The organism is Croceitalea sp. W27 (assembly GCF_055693185.1).
Window position 1 is genome coordinate 2738000 of the sequence record NZ_CM146327.1, and the last position, 17692, is coordinate 2755691.

16 protein-coding genes and 1 tRNA gene are annotated in these 17692 nt (G+C 36.5%); 6 read left to right on the forward strand and 11 right to left on the reverse strand.

Features of this window, described 5'->3' with window-relative positions; genetic code table 11:
* Positions 1 to 2: 2 nt before the first annotated feature.
* Complete coding sequence (locus ACZ1GR_RS12320; protein ID WP_472609264.1) at positions 3 to 584, reverse strand: TrbJ/VirB5 family protein; 582 nt, start codon at positions 582 to 584, stop codon at positions 3 to 5.
* A 63-nt stretch (positions 585 to 647) separates the two neighbouring features.
* A complete protein-coding gene (locus tag ACZ1GR_RS12325; protein WP_472609265.1) occupies positions 648 to 3056 on the reverse strand; it encodes a TraG family conjugative transposon ATPase in 2409 nt (802 codons plus the stop codon).
* Between ACZ1GR_RS12325 and ACZ1GR_RS12330 the strand changes: the two genes are divergently transcribed.
* The gene (locus tag ACZ1GR_RS12330) at positions 3055 to 3225 is read left to right on the forward strand and encodes a hypothetical protein (protein WP_472609266.1); all 171 of its coding nucleotides are present in this window, start codon (positions 3055 to 3057) and stop codon (positions 3223 to 3225) included. The two genes, ACZ1GR_RS12325 and ACZ1GR_RS12330, sit on opposite strands and share 2 nt — an antisense overlap.
* A gap of 101 nt (positions 3226 to 3326) precedes the next feature.
* Here ACZ1GR_RS12330 and ACZ1GR_RS12335 read toward each other — a convergent pair whose 3' ends face one another.
* Positions 3327 to 3614, reverse strand: coding sequence for a hypothetical protein (locus tag ACZ1GR_RS12335; protein WP_472609267.1), 288 nt, complete (start codon positions 3612 to 3614; stop codon positions 3327 to 3329).
* Between the two features lie 189 nt (positions 3615 to 3803).
* On the opposite strand from ACZ1GR_RS12335, the gene ACZ1GR_RS12340 reads away from it, so the two are divergent.
* Positions 3804 to 4418, forward strand: a complete 615-nt coding sequence (locus ACZ1GR_RS12340) for an N-acetylmuramoyl-L-alanine amidase family protein (protein ID WP_472609268.1) — start codon at positions 3804 to 3806, stop codon at positions 4416 to 4418.
* Between the two features lie 174 nt (positions 4419 to 4592).
* Positions 4593 to 6014, forward strand: a complete 1422-nt coding sequence (locus ACZ1GR_RS12345) for an AAA family ATPase (RefSeq protein WP_472609269.1) — start codon at positions 4593 to 4595, stop codon at positions 6012 to 6014.
* A 50-nt stretch (positions 6015 to 6064) separates the two neighbouring features.
* Here the strand turns inward: ACZ1GR_RS12345 and ACZ1GR_RS12350 are convergent, their stop codons facing one another.
* The 8 genes from ACZ1GR_RS12350 to ACZ1GR_RS12385 all read right to left on the reverse strand — a co-directional run bounded on the left by ACZ1GR_RS12350 (position 6065) and on the right by ACZ1GR_RS12385 (position 15401).
* Complete coding sequence (locus ACZ1GR_RS12350; protein WP_472609270.1) at positions 6065 to 7210, reverse strand: hypothetical protein; 1146 nt, start codon at positions 7208 to 7210, stop codon at positions 6065 to 6067.
* On the reverse strand, positions 7207 to 7494 hold the full coding sequence (locus ACZ1GR_RS12355) for a helix-turn-helix domain-containing protein (protein ID WP_472609271.1): 288 nt from the start codon (positions 7492 to 7494) through the stop codon (positions 7207 to 7209). The genes ACZ1GR_RS12350 and ACZ1GR_RS12355 overlap by 4 nt, the downstream gene beginning before the upstream one ends.
* Positions 7495 to 7645: 151 nt before the next feature.
* Positions 7646 to 8473: an RteC domain-containing protein gene (locus tag ACZ1GR_RS12360; protein ID WP_472609272.1), complete on the reverse strand. Its 828-nt coding sequence runs from the start codon at positions 8471 to 8473 to the stop codon at positions 7646 to 7648.
* 356 nt (positions 8474 to 8829) lie between these two features.
* Positions 8830 to 8903, reverse strand: a tRNA-Asp gene (locus ACZ1GR_RS12365).
* A gap of 69 nt (positions 8904 to 8972) precedes the next feature.
* Positions 8973 to 9902, reverse strand: a complete 930-nt coding sequence (locus ACZ1GR_RS12370; RefSeq protein ID WP_472609273.1) for a DUF58 domain-containing protein — start codon at positions 9900 to 9902, stop codon at positions 8973 to 8975.
* Positions 9903 to 9973: 71 nt separating this feature from the next.
* Positions 9974 to 10291, reverse strand: coding sequence for a thioredoxin (trxA, locus tag ACZ1GR_RS12375; protein WP_339337500.1), 318 nt, complete (start codon positions 10289 to 10291; stop codon positions 9974 to 9976).
* A gap of 100 nt (positions 10292 to 10391) precedes the next feature.
* Positions 10392 to 14780: a DNA polymerase III subunit alpha gene (gene dnaE / locus ACZ1GR_RS12380; protein ID WP_472609274.1), complete on the reverse strand. Its 4389-nt coding sequence runs from the start codon at positions 14778 to 14780 to the stop codon at positions 10392 to 10394.
* A gap of 165 nt (positions 14781 to 14945) precedes the next feature.
* Complete coding sequence (locus ACZ1GR_RS12385; RefSeq protein WP_472609275.1) at positions 14946 to 15401, reverse strand: ferritin-like domain-containing protein; 456 nt, start codon at positions 15399 to 15401, stop codon at positions 14946 to 14948.
* Positions 15402 to 15667: 266 nt separating this feature from the next.
* Here ACZ1GR_RS12385 and ACZ1GR_RS12390 point away from each other — a divergent pair, with 266 nt between their 5' ends.
* The 3 genes from ACZ1GR_RS12390 (at position 15668) to ACZ1GR_RS12400 (ending at position 17686) form a co-directional block, all read left to right on the forward strand.
* Positions 15668 to 16315 carry a 30S ribosomal protein S16 gene (locus ACZ1GR_RS12390; RefSeq protein WP_472609276.1) on the forward strand — a complete coding sequence of 216 codons (648 nt, stop codon included), beginning with the start codon at positions 15668 to 15670 and terminating at the stop codon, positions 16313 to 16315.
* 12 nt (positions 16316 to 16327) lie between these two features.
* Positions 16328 to 16858 (forward strand): ribosome maturation factor RimM, encoded by a 531-nt coding sequence (gene rimM / locus ACZ1GR_RS12395; protein ID WP_472609277.1) that lies wholly within the window; start codon positions 16328 to 16330, stop codon positions 16856 to 16858.
* 114 nt (positions 16859 to 16972) lie between these two features.
* A complete protein-coding gene (locus tag ACZ1GR_RS12400) occupies positions 16973 to 17686 on the forward strand; it encodes a tRNA1(Val) (adenine(37)-N6)-methyltransferase (RefSeq protein ID WP_472609278.1) in 714 nt (237 codons plus the stop codon).
* Positions 17687 to 17692: the final 6 nt, after the last annotated feature.

Consider the following 17692-nt stretch of genomic DNA (forward strand, 5'->3'; position numbering starts at 1 on the left):
ATTTAATAATTTGTTTTTCTATTATTGATCTTGTCCTGCATCTCCCGAAAGTCGATGATGTCACGATACCGCTGTGTCTTGCGCTCAATCTCTAAAACCATTTCCTTAGATTGTAGTTGATGCGCTTTAATTGCTTGCATGCGTTCTCCGTCCGTCAGTTTTAAATGACCACTTGAAAGGATTTCGTTGATGAATTCCAAATCGTCTGTTGCTTGGTCTAAAATGGTATTGAAGGATGTCGATATCCTCCCCACTTCATCCGCTCGGATATACGGTGAGTTTAGGATGTCTCTTAAATCTCCACGGACCATATCGTAAAGACGTTTATTGTTGCGAATGAGTTCTTGAACCGCCTTGAGTTTTTCAATGGCAGCACTTACCTTTTCTATATTTTCTTTCTGCTGTTTCAGAAATTGCACTGTTTTGATGATATTGGAAGTCTGTTTTCCTGCTTCTAAAAGTTGTTTGGCAAAAGAGATAAAATTGACATTATCATAAACTGGCATTCCTTGAGCAGAACCATTGATTCCTATGGTTATAATCAAGATTGCTGTTAGCCATGCTTTTTTTGTTCTTATTTTCATGATTTCTGGGTTTTGTGATGATGAACTTTTTCATGTTCGCCATCTGATTCAACATTTTTTTTACTATGCGGCCTTCAGTTTCAAGAATTGCCTGATAGCTATCTCCATATTATCTTCCTCTTTAAAAAGTGCCATTATGGCCTCGTTGTCCGAGCCGTCTGTGAGGTAGGCGGCGAACACTTCTGGCGGTACTTCCAACCGGAAGATGTTACTCTCCTTACCAATTTTGATGAACATTTCAGTGTACTTGCGTTCACCAGTGAGGTCGTTCTTTATAGATTTGAGTTGGTTAAGATCATGGCTTGAGAGGTTGAGACGTTTTATCAGTTCGTCATACCCTTTCTCATTGTTCAAACTGTAAATTACCTGTGTATTTTCAAGAATGCTAGCCGAGGTGGAATTGTCAGGCAGTTGGTTGATAGATTGCAATATGATGCCTATTGCCCCTTCTTGTTTTCGGATGGCTTGATAATAGAATTCAACGCTCTCCAGTACATTAGGGAACTTTAATTGTTTGGCGAACTCATCGAACAGAATGATTCCCTTTTCTTCTTTATTTTTCCAAATGGTTCTTTGTATAGCTGTTTTAATAAGCTTGAGCATGACAGACAGGATTTCCTTATTATCCTTGACCTCATCTAGTTCGAAAACAATCAATCGCTTGTCCTCAATTTTATAGGATTGGTCTTCGCTCATCTCAAAAAGAAAGCTGTACAATCCGCCTTCTACATATTCCGATAGGATATGAAGGAAATTAGTAATGTTGAAGTAGGTCTTATCGATACCTAGTTTTTCCAAAAGTTCCCCTCGATTGTCACGAATAAACCCATAAAAACTTTCAAGTGAATGGCTTTTTAGAATGGTTCGGTAGTAATGCTGAAGAATTTTCTTTAGCGATACGGATTGCGCCTTGGTCACTTTTAAATCTGATGCAAGTAATTCGAAAAGAAATACGGATAGATCTTCCAATCGTTCTGGACTGATGTCTTTTTCATCTGAAATATAAAAGGGGTTGATACCCAAGTTCTTTCCGCTCTCATAACGCAGAACAGTATATTCTTCAGGATATAACTGTGCGAACTTGGTATAAGAACCCCCTAGATCGATAATGACCAGACGGACATTCATTTCAAAATATTGACGAAGAATGTTATTTGCTAAAAAAGATTTTCCCTCACCCGTTGGAGCAAAAATGGCAAAATTTCGAGCCTTTATTCGTTTCTTTTTTTCATCCCAAACATCTTTTAAGACGGGAATATTATATTCTCGGTCATTGAAGATGATACCTGTTTTATCTGATCTATAATTCGTGTTATTGATAAGTAAACAAAGTGCATGCTTTAAATCGGTCACATAAAGGTCTTCATTCGAAAAGTTGGAGGAGAAACCGAAATAACTGTTTAAGAAATAGTTCTTTCGCTCTTCGCTACTTGGATAGTAAGGAACGATATCTAGTTCCTTGAACTCAGTTTTAATTTGCGAAGCGATTTTTTCAAGTTGCTTTTCTTCTTTATCCCAATAGATGATATTTAGGTGTCCGCGGATGATTCGTGAACTTTCATCTGTATTTATTTGCTCTTGTATGTATTGAATTTTCTTAAGGATAACCTTGTTCTGTGATCCGAAGTTTGAACTTTTGTTGAGCTCTTCGATTTTCTTATCCAACAGCTTTCGCCATTTTTGTTTATCATCTAAATAGATAACCTGGTTGACCACATGGTTTTCATTCAGTGATAGTCCAAGGCCATCAATAAACCCTTGATGAAAACTGAAGTCATCAGAGGTAAAGCGTTCATTTATTTTGCTAGTTTGAACTTTTTCGCCAAAACAGCTTTCACTGTTAACGGAAAGAATATCGAAATGATGCTCGCCTATTTGAATATCTTTTCGCCCTAATTGGATAGCTGTATCAAAGCCATTGTTATAGCCGTTGAAGTAAGTATTACTGATGTTGAGTATTTCACTAGGGTTAAGTGGTGTCAAAGACACCCTTCTGCCATTATTAATAAAGGAAACCGAATCATTGACAGCTGCTTTAAAACGTTGCAGGTTTTCTTTTAGAACTTCAGGGGTCTTCGCATCCGCTTTGCGAAAGGGGTTCACAAATTTTGAGTTATTGAGCTGTTTGTTCTTTGTGAGTGTAAAGAAGAGATATCCATAATGTTCCATATGATTTCTTCCTTTGAAATAATCATAGGTGGCCTTGGATAAAAAGGTATTATTGGGTAAGTTTTCTGATGTGAAGGACTTTTTGAAATAAACATCCTGTTTGTGTATTACTGTTCCTGTTGGCAAAGATTTTATAGCCTGGAACCAATTACTGTGCATGTCTTCAAAGTCTTTTTCCGAAAGCGAATAGATTTCCGGAAGCTCCACCTTATAGCACGCTACGACATTCCCATTATTACAGAACAATAGGTGCTCTTTTATATCTACTACAGGATTATATTTAGAGATGTTAATCTTCGACATGGTTCAGAAGGTTGTCTTTTTTATTACTAATACTTTTAGGGAATACTTTTCTGAAATTGAAAAGTTGGCTACTGCTATTCATTTTGCTCAGACCTATAAACAGACTAGCGTTCCAGATGAACAGAGAAATCACCATAACCAAGCTGAAAGAGAATATAATGACCAATAACGAGGCCACGACCGACACAATCAAAAGGGCAAAGAGCGATATGGGTAGGCCCCATATCAATGCCCCTTTGCGAATGTTTCGGTAAATCTCGTAGCTTCTCATTACACTACTATTGAGATTAAATAGGTAAAGATGCCGACTACAGCACCAGCGATAAGTACAAATACCAGTACCCTGGTGATACCCTTTTTGAGGTCTGCATTTTCCCCGAAAAAGTGGCCAGCATTAAATAGGAAACCTATAAGAAAGATGACTCCAAGGATAATGGGAAAAATAGCTCGAATAGTATCCGATACATCGTTTACGGAATCTTCGATACCGCCGACCTGAGCGTAACTGGCAAGACTCGTGAACAGTAATGCCAGTGTTAGACTTTTAGCTTTTCTCATAACTGATAATTTTAAGGTCGAAACATTTTCGGCCTGTGATTAATTTTATGAAATGTAGAAGTGAAAAGCTCCTTTTGCCATAGGATTCCTAAAAATTAACTAGGAATAGCGTTAATTTTTGAGGGAAGTTTATGGTTTTGTATGATTCGTTGAATATTGCTCAATAAAGAATTGTAAAGCCAAGAATTGATGAAAGTGATGATAACCGTTTTAATGTGTTTGCTAATTTGGAGCAGCAGCCTAGTATTTGGTCAGTCAATATTTGAAGACCGAAAGATTATTATTCTTGATGCCGGACATGGCGGAATCGATTCAGGTGCCGTGTCGAATAATGGGCTTCAAGAAAAGAATGTCGTTCTAGACATTGTCCGATACATGAAAAATTGGAACAAAAATTTATTAGAATCTAAATATGATATCTATTTGACTAGGAATAGGGATACACTTATCTCATTGGACGATAGAACTAAGCTTGTCAAACATATAAAGCCAGATGTTTTTATATCACTGCATTGCAATCATATTAATAATCCTGAGATAAAAGGAGTTGAACTTTATACCTATGATAATAATGAATTATCTCTATCGTATGGAAAGGCAATCTTGAATGCGCTAAAACTGAACTTGGGTTTTAAGACTAAAAATCCCAAGCATGCTAATTTTCAGGTTTTAAGAGAAACAACAGGATATTGTCCCGCTGTATTGATAGAGCTTGGGTACTTGTCTAATTCAAACGAATCCAATTATTTAAATAACAAAGAAAACAGAAAGGTCTTGGCCTTGGTTATTCTAATGGCAATATAAGAGTGAATTATGAAAGAGCTAATATCAGAGGTTTTGAAGAGTATAGGAAGTATTATATCAGCTATGTACAAAGAGGTTACCTATTTCGTGAGAAACAATACAAAATAAAAATAGATTAAACATATAAGTCGCCAAAACTACGATTTTTCTATATATTTGGCGAGATATAAAATTATGAGGGCATTAATAGGAAGGCAAGAAGAGAAGGAAATACTTAAAGCGGCATTGAAAAGTAACCGCCCAGAACTTATTGTGGTATATGGTAGACGTCGCATTGGAAAAACCTTTTTGATTGATAGTGTTTATAAAGAGGACATAAGATTCAGGTTTTCTGGTATACATGGTGCTTCGTTGAAAGAGCAATTAGCAAATTTTCATCTGCTACTATTTGATAAAAAACCAAACTTCAATGAACCCAAAAGCTGGATTGAAGCCTTCCATAATTTAGGTAAGTACTTTGATACATTAAAATCAAAAAAGAAAAAGGTACTGTTCATTGATGAATTTCCTTGGTTGGATTCAAGACGGTCGAACTTTCTTCCAGCCTTTGATAATTTCTGGAACAATTATGCTTCAAAGCGGGATGATATTGTAGTCATTGTTTGCGGATCAGCTGCCTCATACATGATACAAAATATAGTAAATAATAAAGGAGGCTTACATAATAGACTAACCGAACGCATTCAATTGAAGCCTTTCAATTTAAATGAAACAGAACAACTTCTTCTGGAGAATAAGGTAAAATTCTCTCGTTACGATATATTGCAAATCTATATGACCATCGGTGGTATTCCTCATTATCTTGAAAAAATAAAACCAGGGGAAAGTGTTCCACAGACGCTTGATCGATTATGTTTTACTCAAAATGGTTTTCTTCGAACGGAATTTGATAACGTATTTGCTTCCCTCTTTGAATTTTATGAAAACCATGAATCGATAGTTCGATCATTGGCAGCAGTAAGAAAAGGACTTACAAGAAATGAAATTTCCATTAAAACCGGCATACCCTCCGGTGGAGGACTTACTAAAGCTTTAATAGAGTTAGAAGATTCTGGCTTTATAGAAAATTATCTTCCCTATCAAGGTGTCAAAGACTCAATTTATCGACTTAGCGATGAGTATTCGATGTTCTATATTAAATACATCGAAAAAACAAAACCTTCAAAAGGAGGTGTTTGGATGAAGATGCAAGGGAAGCAATCCTACAAAATATGGTCGGGATATAGCTTTGAAACCATTTGCATAAAACATGTAGAACAAATCAAAGAAGGGCTCAAAATAACTGGGGTCAATTCTACTCACGGAAGCTGGATCGAAAAAGGCAATGGCAAAGGGGCACAAATCGATATGTTAATCGATAGGGATGACAATATCATCAATTTATGTGAAATGAAGTTTTACAATACGGAATTTGCATTAAATAAAAAGTATGCAAACGAAATAGCAAACAAGTCTAACAAATTTGCTGAAAGCACCAATACCAGGAAAAGTATTTTTGTGACTTTTATTACTACTTATGGATTGGTTTCTAATCAATATTCTAATCAGTATGTACAAAACGAGCTAACAATGAACCATCTTTTTGAAAGGTTATAAGTCGCCAAAATTACAGCTAAAAGTATAATTTTGGCAACTTACATATAGTACTATGCACTTTTCTTATAGAGTTGAATAGAATCTTCTAATTTGAATTCGGCCCATAGCAAGGGATGGTCGCTAGCCGCATCCTTTTCATTCTCTACAGTATCATAGGTTACCCATTCTGGTTTTTTCAAAGGCCACATACCCTTTCTGTTCATTCCACATTTCTTTAAGTCTTTATATAGGTTCGGAGATGCCAATAAATAGTCTTTTTGCATGATGTTAACACCCATTCTATAAGCACCCATTCTAAAATAGCTAGCATCAGTACCTGAATCGGACATTACGCTGAAAGAATTGTGTTTTATAATGTCTAATATACCAGATTCCATAATCGGAGAGATAGAATCTGAATAAGAAGGAGCATTCAATGTTCCTACAACAATAATATTTTTATATCCCTTCAACATTAGATTGGTATAAACCTCCGAAACCTTTTCTGCTTGCCTTTTACGAAGGTCAATGGATGCATTTTCATCTGCTAGTTGACAAGAAAGTAAAACTACTGTTCCGTTTTTTGGAGTTTTAATTTTGTATTGTTGAAAGTCTGAGTTAAAAAGCATATTTCCAATTGTATCCCTTTCATTCGAATAGGATTTAATAGACTTGATATGATAACCTCTTTTTAAAAGAATACCCATGCCTAAACCAATACCATCATTTCCTTGAATATGCATAATTTCATTATAACTTGAATTTTCATTCCCATTGAAAAAAACGTCATGAAACTGGATCAGGGATTGCCTATTTTCTACTTGTTGTAATAGAATAATGTCTGGATTGACGTCTATAATAACCTTTGCCTTATTCTTTATGGCTTTTTTGGAAATTGGTACTGACTTGAGCTTTGTCCAGCCATTCCAATCAGTTAAATAGGTGGCCTTAGTTTCCATGACTTTTCCAGGCGATTTTATATGTAAATTACCATCTATATTTTGCATAGATAATTGTTCTTGAAACGGAGCTTTGTGAAACCCTAAAAGATTTGCCAACTCTCTCATTCGGATAAAGTCTTTTGCCGAACAATTTTCTCTAAACAATAGGGTCTCAAATTCCTCTCTCCATATCTCGGATTTTTTTTCATGTTCCATTTCTACTAAATCTGAGTGTCTGTGGAAAATATTCTGGATATTAAAAGTTGCTATTTTCATGCTGCTTTTCTTTTAAAGTTAACCTCATTGTTTTCCAGTATCACATTTATCTTTTCCTCATCATAGTAGATGATACCACCAAGTTTTGAAAAAGGAATAGTTCCGTTTACTCTGAAATTTTGAAGGGTCCCAGGACTTATTTCAAGTTTGTTCATCACTTGCCCTGACTTAATCCAATGATCAATTCCTATTCTTCCATGTGATATAAGTATTTCTTTGATTTCGTTGATCAGTTTAATTCTAAACTCCTCTAAATCCTCTGTGGTAACAATACTTGTAGGCATATCTTTTGAAATTTATGGGAACCCTAATTTTTAACAAATTAAAATGTGGATACCCTCGTTAATTTCAACAAATATGAATTGATTTGAAATAATAACTTCACAAGTTCTACCCAACTTGGGTGAAAATTTAACATTTCAAATGCAGTAAGACTTATTCATTTCCTTTATCTAGATTACTTATAAAACCAAAGGTGAGTTCATCTAAAAACTTCGTTCGACTTTTTTTTCTGATTTGTATTTCAGAGTAGTTTCTATATGGGTCTCCTGAATTAAATGAGAAAGTAATTTCCAAGGCCCGAACAATTTCTTTTAAATTAACTTTTCCATTGTTGATTGCCCCACTGCTTTTCAAGGCATATGCTAATTCAGTCATGTCGGTTTTAGTTGCAGTCCAGTTTAATTGTTTATTAAAGGAAATTGTATGTCCATTTCTTCTTCCAATACTCTTGAGTCTTTGCTCCAGATAAATGACCAATCTTCTGTTAGCTTTTAATTTTGCCAAAAGTAAATCATGGGAACTACTAAAATCGGGGTCGCGAAAATAATATTTAGCATGAGTGATATTGAATTCATTAAAATATTTTCTGGTAAAATAGTGGCTATCTAAATAGGTCTTGTCTTGGTCAATATATTGTATGAAATCTAAGTTTTGAGTAAAGAAATCATTCAGTTTTTTCAACTTTTTAGTGATGTATTTCTTTTTAGAGTTTTCATCTCCTTTTGGGAAATGGATTTCAAATGATTTTAATTCAAAGAAGTAAACCAGATTGGATAGGGGTACTTGTTTAATTTGTTTGAAAAAATTGATTTCTTCCTTATCATTTTTAAATATATCGTGTGAAATTTCTTTTTTTAGTTTTAAAAGAAGGTTTCTACAAAGTACAATTGAAAGGTCACTTTGTTTTAAAATGTCTGTCGTAATCGATTGGATTCTTTCTAATTCTACGGATAATTCTTGAGAGAGTAGTTTTGTTTCCATACGTTGACCTTTTAGCGTTAGTAACTATCCGTAGGTCAAATCGGTTCTGAGTCGGGGCATTGTTTTTTAAAGGTCACGGCATATTAAGAATTAACTGCAATTATTATGCCTTAATTCTTGTTAATTGTAAAATCTATAACATAAAGAGAGACCAGAAAAATATGAATGAGTGAAGTTTACTATAGAATGAGTAAAGTATAGGTGATAGTGGGTTTTTTAATAAAATTTGATGCAGAATGAATTGATTTATAGGAAGAAATGTTAAAATTTGCGTTTTAACATAAAAGTCTGCAAAAAGTCTGCAATTTTTAAAACGACAAAAGGCCTCACTTTCGTGAAGCCCCTTATTTATTGAGCGGTCTGGACGGGACTCGAACCCGCGACCCCCTGCGTGACAGGCAGGTATTCTAACCAACTGAACTACCAGACCTCGCTTTTAGCGGAGGCAAATATACCTACACTTTTTCATATCAACAACCTTTTTTTGTATAAAATCTCACTAATTAAATTTTTGACGTTCCGTCATAAAGGTGTTCAACACGTTGGAAAAATTAGAAGCAACATCTACTTCTACATATTTTATTTTGTATTGTGAGCATTTAAGTTTTAAGTTTCTTAAATAATCGGTTACTTTTTCTTCGTAACGTTGTTTGATATTTTCTGCATACAGGTCAATATGTTTACCGGTTTCTACATCAAGAAAACGCTTAGGGCTATTGTCAAAATTAAAGTTTAGTTCACGGTTTCTGTCCAATATGTGAAAGAGCACTACTTCGTGCTTGTTATATTTTAGATGACGAAGGGCTTCAAAAAGTTTAGTTTCTTCAACTTCTGTTTGAAACATATCCGAAAAAAGAAAAATTAAACTTCGACGTTTGAGTTTTTCTGTAATCTGATGTAAATAATGATAAGACCGGGTGTCTTCTGCCGGATTTTCGTTTAAAACAACAGTGTTGAGTTTGTCCAAGAGCATTTGAAAATGGCGTTCACTACTTTTTTCGTTTACATAAAAACTATAGGTATCAGAATAAATACTTAAACCAACAGCATCTCTTTGCTTTTTAAGGATATTCATTAAAGATGCAATAGCCAAAACACCAAAACCTATCTTATTTAAATTATCGATTGCTAAGTTTTTGACTTTGGGGTAGTACATTGAGGCCGAATTATCCAAAATCATATGGCAACGCAAATTGGTTTCCTCTTCGTAACGCTTAGTGTATAGTTTATCGGTGCGAGCGAAAAGTTTCCAATCTATGTGTTTGGTGCTTTCTCCGGTATTGTAAATTTTATGCTCGGCAAATTCTGAAGAAAATCCGTGAAACGGACTTTTATGGATGCCACTGATAAAGCCTTCGACAACTTGCTTTGCCAAAAGTTCAAGATTAGAAAATAGTTTGGCCTTATTTAGCTCAGACTTGATATCCATGAAAAACTAAGATAAAATAAAAAGGTCTGGCAATGGCCAGACCTTTTCTAAAATTTAACGATTGCTAACTATTATAATAAGGCATCGATAGCATCGGTATATACTTTCTTAGGAGATACCCCTACTTGACGACTAACGATTTCGCCATCTTTGAAAACCAATACCGTTGGAATGTTACGTACGCCGTATTTGGCTGCGAATTGTTGGTTTGCATCTACATCTACCTTACCAACAACAGCTTTACCATCGTATTCTGTACTTACTTCGTCAATAATTGGACCAACCATACGACATGGACCGCACCAAGCTGCCCAAAAATCTACTACTACTGGTTTATCACTTTTTAAAACAACTTCGTCAAAAGTCGCATCTGTTATTTCTAGTGCCATGTTTTTTTATTTACTATTTCGCAAAGTTAGTCAAATACAGGGGTGTTTCCTTACGGATTTAACATTCGTTTTGGTTATTGGTATATCAGTAAAACTTATATTAATTAAGTTTATAATGAACTTCTTGCTCCTCCAATGTATGCAATAATTCACTTGTTATATTTACTTTTTGTTTTCTGCTGGATAGGCTTAATTTTATTTCCTCTTCCATTTCATAAACAATAAAATTTAAAGGATGACTGCCTTTATGAGAACGCAAGGTGTCTTTTAAGGCCATAATCCGTTTTTCTTGCAAGGCAGCAATATCAAGTTTTATGGTCAGTTTCTTTGCATAAGAATCCATGACGTCTTGCAATTGCTTAAAGTCATTGTATTGAAGTCGAGGATCTCCCTTTTTACCGGTTTCTCTATTTGTCCACCCTTCACGCACAAATACTTTGATATAGGCAAAAGAGTTGATCATTAAAAAGTGCCTGAATTTTAGATATTCTTCCCCAAAAATTCGAAACTCATACGTATCGGTGTAATCTTCTAGGGTAAAAGCTGCCCAGCCTTTTCCATTTTTAGAAATACGGTGTTGCACATCGGTAATCACGCCCGCAAAAGACAGTTCGCGATTTACGTAGCCATCTAGGTCGTCTTTAAAAACTGATACGCTTGTATTACAGAAAGCGGTAATTTCTTTTTTGAAATCATCTAGGGGGTGACCAGAAAGGTAAATGCCTACGACCTCTTTCTCTCGTCTTAGTTTTTCCATAGTGCCCCAATCTTCGCATGGGGGAACCGTCGGTTCTGGAATTTGCACTTCGCTGGCATCACCAAATAGACTGACTTGTGAAGAGTTTTCATTTTCTTGAAACTTTGCGCCGTATTTGATTACTTTTTCAAGAAACGAAATGCCATCACCTTCGTCATGAAAGTATTGTGCCCGTAAAGTATCGCCAAAAGAATCAAATCCACCAGCAACTGCTAAATTTTCAAAAGCTTTTTTGTTCGCGGCACGTAAATCGATGCGTTTGGCCATATCAAAAACCGATTTGAAGGGGCCATTCTCTTTGCGTTCATCTACAATGGATTGTACGGCAGAACGGCCAACTCCTTTTATGGCACCCATACCGAAACGCACGGCGTAGTCTTTGTTTACCGCAAATTTATAGAACGATTCGTTTACATCAGGGCCAAGTACATCTAGGCCCATGCGTTTACATTCTTCCATAAAGAAAGTTACCTGCTTAATGTCGTTCATATTGTTAGACAAAACCGCAGCCATATACTCGGCAGGGTAGTGGGCCTTAAGATAGGCTGTTTGGTAAGCAATGTATGCGTAGCAGGTAGAATGACTTTTATTAAATGCATAAGATGCGAAGGCTTCCCAATCTTTCCATATTTTCTCCAGAATTTCCCTTGGGTGTCCGTTCTTTTCTCCGCCATCTAAAAATTGCGGTTTTAATTTTTGTAGTAGGGCAAATATCTTCTTCCCCATGGCCTTTCGTAACACATCGGCATCGCCTTTAGAGAAACCTGCAATCTTTTGTGACAAGCGCATCACCTGCTCTTGATAAACCGTAATTCCATAGGTGTCTTTTAGATACTCCTCCATTTCCGGAAGGTCATAGGTTATCTCTTCCTCACCATGTTTACGGGCGATAAAACTGGGAATGTATTCCATTGGTCCTGGACGATACAAAGCGTTCATGGCAATGAGATCATCAAAAACCGAAGGTTTAAGATTTTTCATGTGCTTTTGCATCCCTGGGGATTCGTATTGAAATATACCAACCGTATCACCACGTTGAAACAATTCATAAGTTTTCTCATCATCTAGAGGAAAATCATCAGGCATCAAATCTTCACCGGTTCTTGCTTTTACAATTTTAACCGTGTCTTTAATAAGTGTCAAGGTTTTTAATCCTAAGAAATCCATCTTTAGAAGCCCGGCACTTTCTACTACGGAGTTATCAAACTGGGTGACATATAAATCAGAATCTTTTGCGGTGGCAACTGGTACGAAATTGGTAATATCATCTGGTGTAATAATAACGCCACAAGCATGTATTCCTGTATTTCGCAATGACCCTTCTAGAACACGGGCCATATTTACAGTTCTACCTTCTAAATCATCTCCTTCTGAAATATTGAGCAATTGATGAACCTTATCTAGGTCATCAGCTCTAAATTTCTTTTTTAAGTCCGCATCCGACTGCCCAAAAATCTTACCTAATTTAGACATGGTCGGAATCAGCTTGGCAATACGGTCGGCATCATTCAACGGTAAATCTAAAACACGAGCGGTATCTCTAATGGATGATTTAGCCGCCATAGTACCGTAAGTAATAATCTGAGCTACTTGGTTGGCGCCGTATTTATTGATGACATACTCCATAACCCGACCACGACCCTCATCATCAAAATCAATATCGATATCTGGCATTGAAACCCTATCTGGATTTAGGAATCGCTCAAAAAGTAAATCGTACTTAAGCGGGTCTATATTGGTGATTTTTAAACAGTATGCAACTACGGAACCTGCTGCCGAACCACGACCAGGCCCAACGGAAACATCCATATTACGTGCTTCGCGAATAAAATCTTCTACAATTAAAAAATAACCTGGATAACCGGAGTTTTCTATAGTTTTTAGCTCAAAATCTATTCGTTCTTTAATTTCATCTGTTATCTCCCCATAGCGTTCTTTTGCTCCTTTGTAGGTGATGTGTTTTAGATATGCATTTTCACCTCTTTTGCCTCCATCAATTGCATCTTCTTCTACCTTAAACTCGGTAGGAATATCAAACTCGGGTAACAAAACGTCACGGGCCAGATCAAAAGCTTCTACTTTGCTTACAATCTCTTGCAGATTTAATATAGCTTCTGGAATGTCTTTGAATAAGGTCTTCATTTCATCAGAAGACTTGAAGTAGTATTCTTGGTTAGGTAGTCCATAGCGGTAACCACGCCCCCTACCTATGGGTGTGGTCTGTTTTTCGCCATCTTTTACGCATAACAGAATATCATGGGCTTCTGCATCTTCTTTGTTACCGTAATAGGTGTTGTTCGATGCAACTAGTTTTACCTCATGTTTTTTAGCAAATTCTAAAAGTACCTTATTGACACGGTCTTCATCTTCTTGCCCATGGCGCATGATTTCAAGATAGAAGTCCTCTCCAAATTCTTGTTTCCACCATGATAAGGCATCTTCGGCTTGTTTTTCGCCCACATTGAGTACTTTGCCGGGTATTTCTCCATACAGGTTTCCAGAGAGTACAATGATATCTTCTTTGTATTGCTGTATTACCTTTTTATCAATTCTTGGAACGTAATAAAATCCGTCGGTATAGGCAATAGAAGACATTTTTGCCAAGTTGTGGTAGCCGTTTTTGTTTTTGGCCAGCATTACAATCTGGTATCCGTAGTCTTTTACATTTTTATTGGTATGGTCTTCACAAACAAAAAACTCACAGCCAATAATCGGGGTAATGTTTTTAGCTATCTCTGGCTCTCCTTTTTCTTTGGCCTCGGCATTTTTTTCAGCAACCGTTTTATTATGCGCTTTTACTTCTTTTACAAAATGAAAGGCGCCCATCATATTGGCATGATCTGTTAAAGCTACTGCCGGCATATTGGCGTCAGCGGTTTGCTTTACCAGTTCTTTCATCGACATTGTAGATTGCAAAACAGAAAACTGCGAGTGATTATGCAGGTGTACAAAATCAACACCGGCTAAATCTTTAGCATTTTCCTTAAGCTCTTGTTCCGATATTCCACCGGTATCCCTATTCCAAAGGGTATCAGCTATTTTTTTTGATGCTTTCTTTAGGTTAATGTGCTTTAATCCAATAAGCGGAATTTCTTGCGGATTTGCTTCCGAAAAATTCTGAAAATAATCGGGTTGAACGTCTAACTGCTCCTTGGTATATTGTTTTCTTCTTACTAGCTCTAAAAAACAGCGGGTTGTTGCTTCAACATCTGCGGTTGCATTGTGGGCTTCGGCAAAAGGTTCATTAAAAAGATACTCATGAAGTTCCGTAAGGGTAGGAAGCTTGAATTTACCTCCACGCCCTCCTGGTATTTGGCAGAGTTGGGCCGTATGTTCCGTACAAGTATCCAAAACGGGTAAATCTTGTAAGGGATTGGTAACGTTTTCTCGATGGAACTCCGCTCCCATAATGTTAATGTCGAAGCCAACATTTTGCCCGACTACGAATTTGGCTTTGGCCAAGGCTTCATTAAAACGTTCTAGAACCTCATTTAAGGGAATTCCTTCTTGTTCCGCTAGCCCTGTAGAAATTCCGTGGATCTGTTCTGCTTCATAAGGAATATTAAACCCTTCTGGTTGTACCAAATAATCTTGATGCTCTATGAGATCACCAAGCCCATCATGTAATTGCCATGCAATTTGTATGCAACGTGGCCAATTATCAGTATCGGTTATAGGGGCGTCCCAACGTTTGGGAAGACCAGTGGTTTCGGTATCGAAGATTAGGTACATATATTTAAATCTGTCAGTTCGGGCGGAGGCGAGAACCTATTAAAAAGTTAGGAATAAAAATAGCTAAAAAGCTTATTTAGGTGAAGGAGAGTTGTAATGAGTTATCAACCAAAAAAAGCTGGGCATTTGCCCAGCTTTTACGTATCAATCAATCAAAACAACCTATTATGAGACTGCATTTTCATAGAGGTCGGCCGTTTCGAGCGTTTCTCTAATAGCATTGCGCTGTCTCATTAATAAACTTTCAGTGGATGGTGGTAATACGAACTCTTTGTCATGTAAGATGTCATTGTAGGTTTCAATGGCTTCTTCTTCACCACGTTTTACCTCTTCTAACATTGCTTCTTCATTTTCGTTGTTAAATAACGATTTGAAATCAATCCACGTTCTGTGTAATTTTCCTTTTAAGCTTCCTCCTTTTTCTGGCTCTTGGCCAAACGCTTTGATTTCAGCCTTTAGCTCATGCCCGAAATCATATCGTTGTTGAGCTCTTTTTGTAAAGAATTCTTTGATAATCGTATTGTTTACCTTTTCCGCTACTTGCTTAAAGCCTTTTTCGGCGTCATAGGTTCTTTCTAATAAATCGTTTAATTTGTTCGACATTTCAATTGTGTACTTCATAATATTCATCTTCATTTTTAATTCATCTGTTATTGTCTATCAATAACTACACTATTTAACTTACAGCTTTTTTGCAAAAAGTCAAGTAAATACAGGGGTTTAACAAAGATTTAGAGGATCGGGGCCGTAGTGTTAAAGAGATTTAACTTTCTAAGGCTGTAATAGTTGAATATTTTAAAATTAAATGTATTTTTGCACCCGCTTTGTACATAAAGTGATTAAAAGAATTAATAATCTGGGTCGGGCACCCTACAAATTAATGTGATATGCCAGTAAAAATTAGATTGCAACGCCACGGTAAAAAAGGAAAACCATTCTATTGGATCGTTGCTGCGGATTCTCGCGCAAAAAGAGACGGTAAATTTTTGGAAAAATTAGGAACTTATAATCCTAATACAAACCCTGCTACGATTAATGTAAATGTAGACAGTTCTGTTCAATGGTTAAGCAATGGAGCACAACCTACAGATACTGCAAGGGCAATTTTGTCATACAAAGGAGTGCTTATGAAGCATCACTTATTGGGTGGTGTTCGTAAAGGAGCATTTACCGAAGAGCAGGCTGAAGAAAAATTTCAAGCTTGGGTAGCCGAGAAAGAAAAGTCGGTTGCTGCTAAAGTAGATGGTCTTGATAAGGCACAGGCAGATGCGAAAGCAAAAGCACTAGAAGCCGAAAAAGAATTTAGCGAAAAAAGAGCCGCTGCTGCATTGCCGGAAGTTGAAGAAGCTGCAGAAGAAGTAGTTGAAGAAAGTACGCCAGTTGTAGAAGAAGTTGCTGCAGAGGCAACTGAAGTTGCAGAAGAGGTTAAAGAGGAAGTAGCTGAGGCCGTAGAAGAAGTTAAGGAAGAAGCTCCTGCAAAAGTAGAAGCTAAAGCCGAAGAAGCTGCTCCAGAGGCTAGCTCAGAAGAAGAATAGAAGTATAAGGCTATGCACAAGGAAGATTGTTTCTACCTAGGCAAAGTCGTTTCAAAATATAGTTTCAAAGGGGAGGTATTGGCTAAAATCGATACCGATGAACCGGAGATTTACGAAAACATGGAATCAGTTTTTGTTTCACTAGGGAACAATCTGGTTCCATTTTTTATTGATAGATGTCGTTTACATAAATCAACCTTACTTCGTATTGACTTTGAAGAAGTAAAAGATGAATCTGCTGCGGATAGAATTTTAGGTGCAGAATTGTATTTACCGCTTGCAATGCTTCCAAAACTCAGTGGCAACAAGTTTTATTTTCATGAAGTCATAGGATTTACTTTGATGGACGAAGTTCACGGCGATATTGGGGTGATACAATCGATCAACGATTCTGCATCACAGGTGCTTTTTGAAGCCAAAAAGGGGAATAAAGAATTGCTGATTCCGGTAACGGACGATATCATTACCAAAGTGGATAGAGCATCTAAAAAAATCTATGTTACTACACCGGAGGGTTTGGTTGATTTGTATATTGGGTACTAATTAAGTTCAAATTCAAGCGTCAAATTCAAACACAAGATTTTTAAGTGTATTGGTCACACTGAGCTTGTCGAAGTGTGTTAATAATCATAAAGTGATTTTGTAATTTCTAAATTAATGTCCAAACCCTTTAAGTTTAAAGAATTTACCATTAATCAAGACCGATGCGCTATGAAGGTAGGCACAGATGGGGTCTTGCTTGGAGCATGGACAACATTAGAAAATAATCCTGAATCAGTCTTGGATATTGGAGCAGGCACTGGGTTAATTGCATTACAACTTGCTCAACGTTCAACAGCAGAAACCATAGACGCTATTGAGTTGGATGATGATGCGTATGAGCAATGTGTTGAGAATTTTGAAGCTTCCCCTTGGGGAGACAGACTTTTCTGCTATCATGCAAGTCTGCAAGAATTTGTTGAGGAAATGGATGATAGTTATGATTTAATTGTTTCAAATCCACCATTTTATTCGGAAGACGTCTCTAGTGGTGATAAAGCACGGGACAATGCGAGACAAAATTTAGCATTACCTTTTGATATGCTTTTAAGGGCAGCGGAAAAGTTACTTTCTTCAAACGGTAGCTTTGCTACTATTATTCCTTTTAAAGAGGAGAAAGAATTTTGTTCTCTAGCCTTAAAGTCTAATTTATATGCTAATCGAATTACACGGATAAAAGGGAGTCCAGATTCAGAAATAAAAAGAAGCTTATTGCAATTTTCATTTGAAGAAAATGAGATTCATGAAGATGAGCTTGTTATTGAAATAAGGAGACATGAATATACGCAAGAGTATCAAGAATTAACAAAAGCTTTCTACTTGAAAATGTAACAGAGG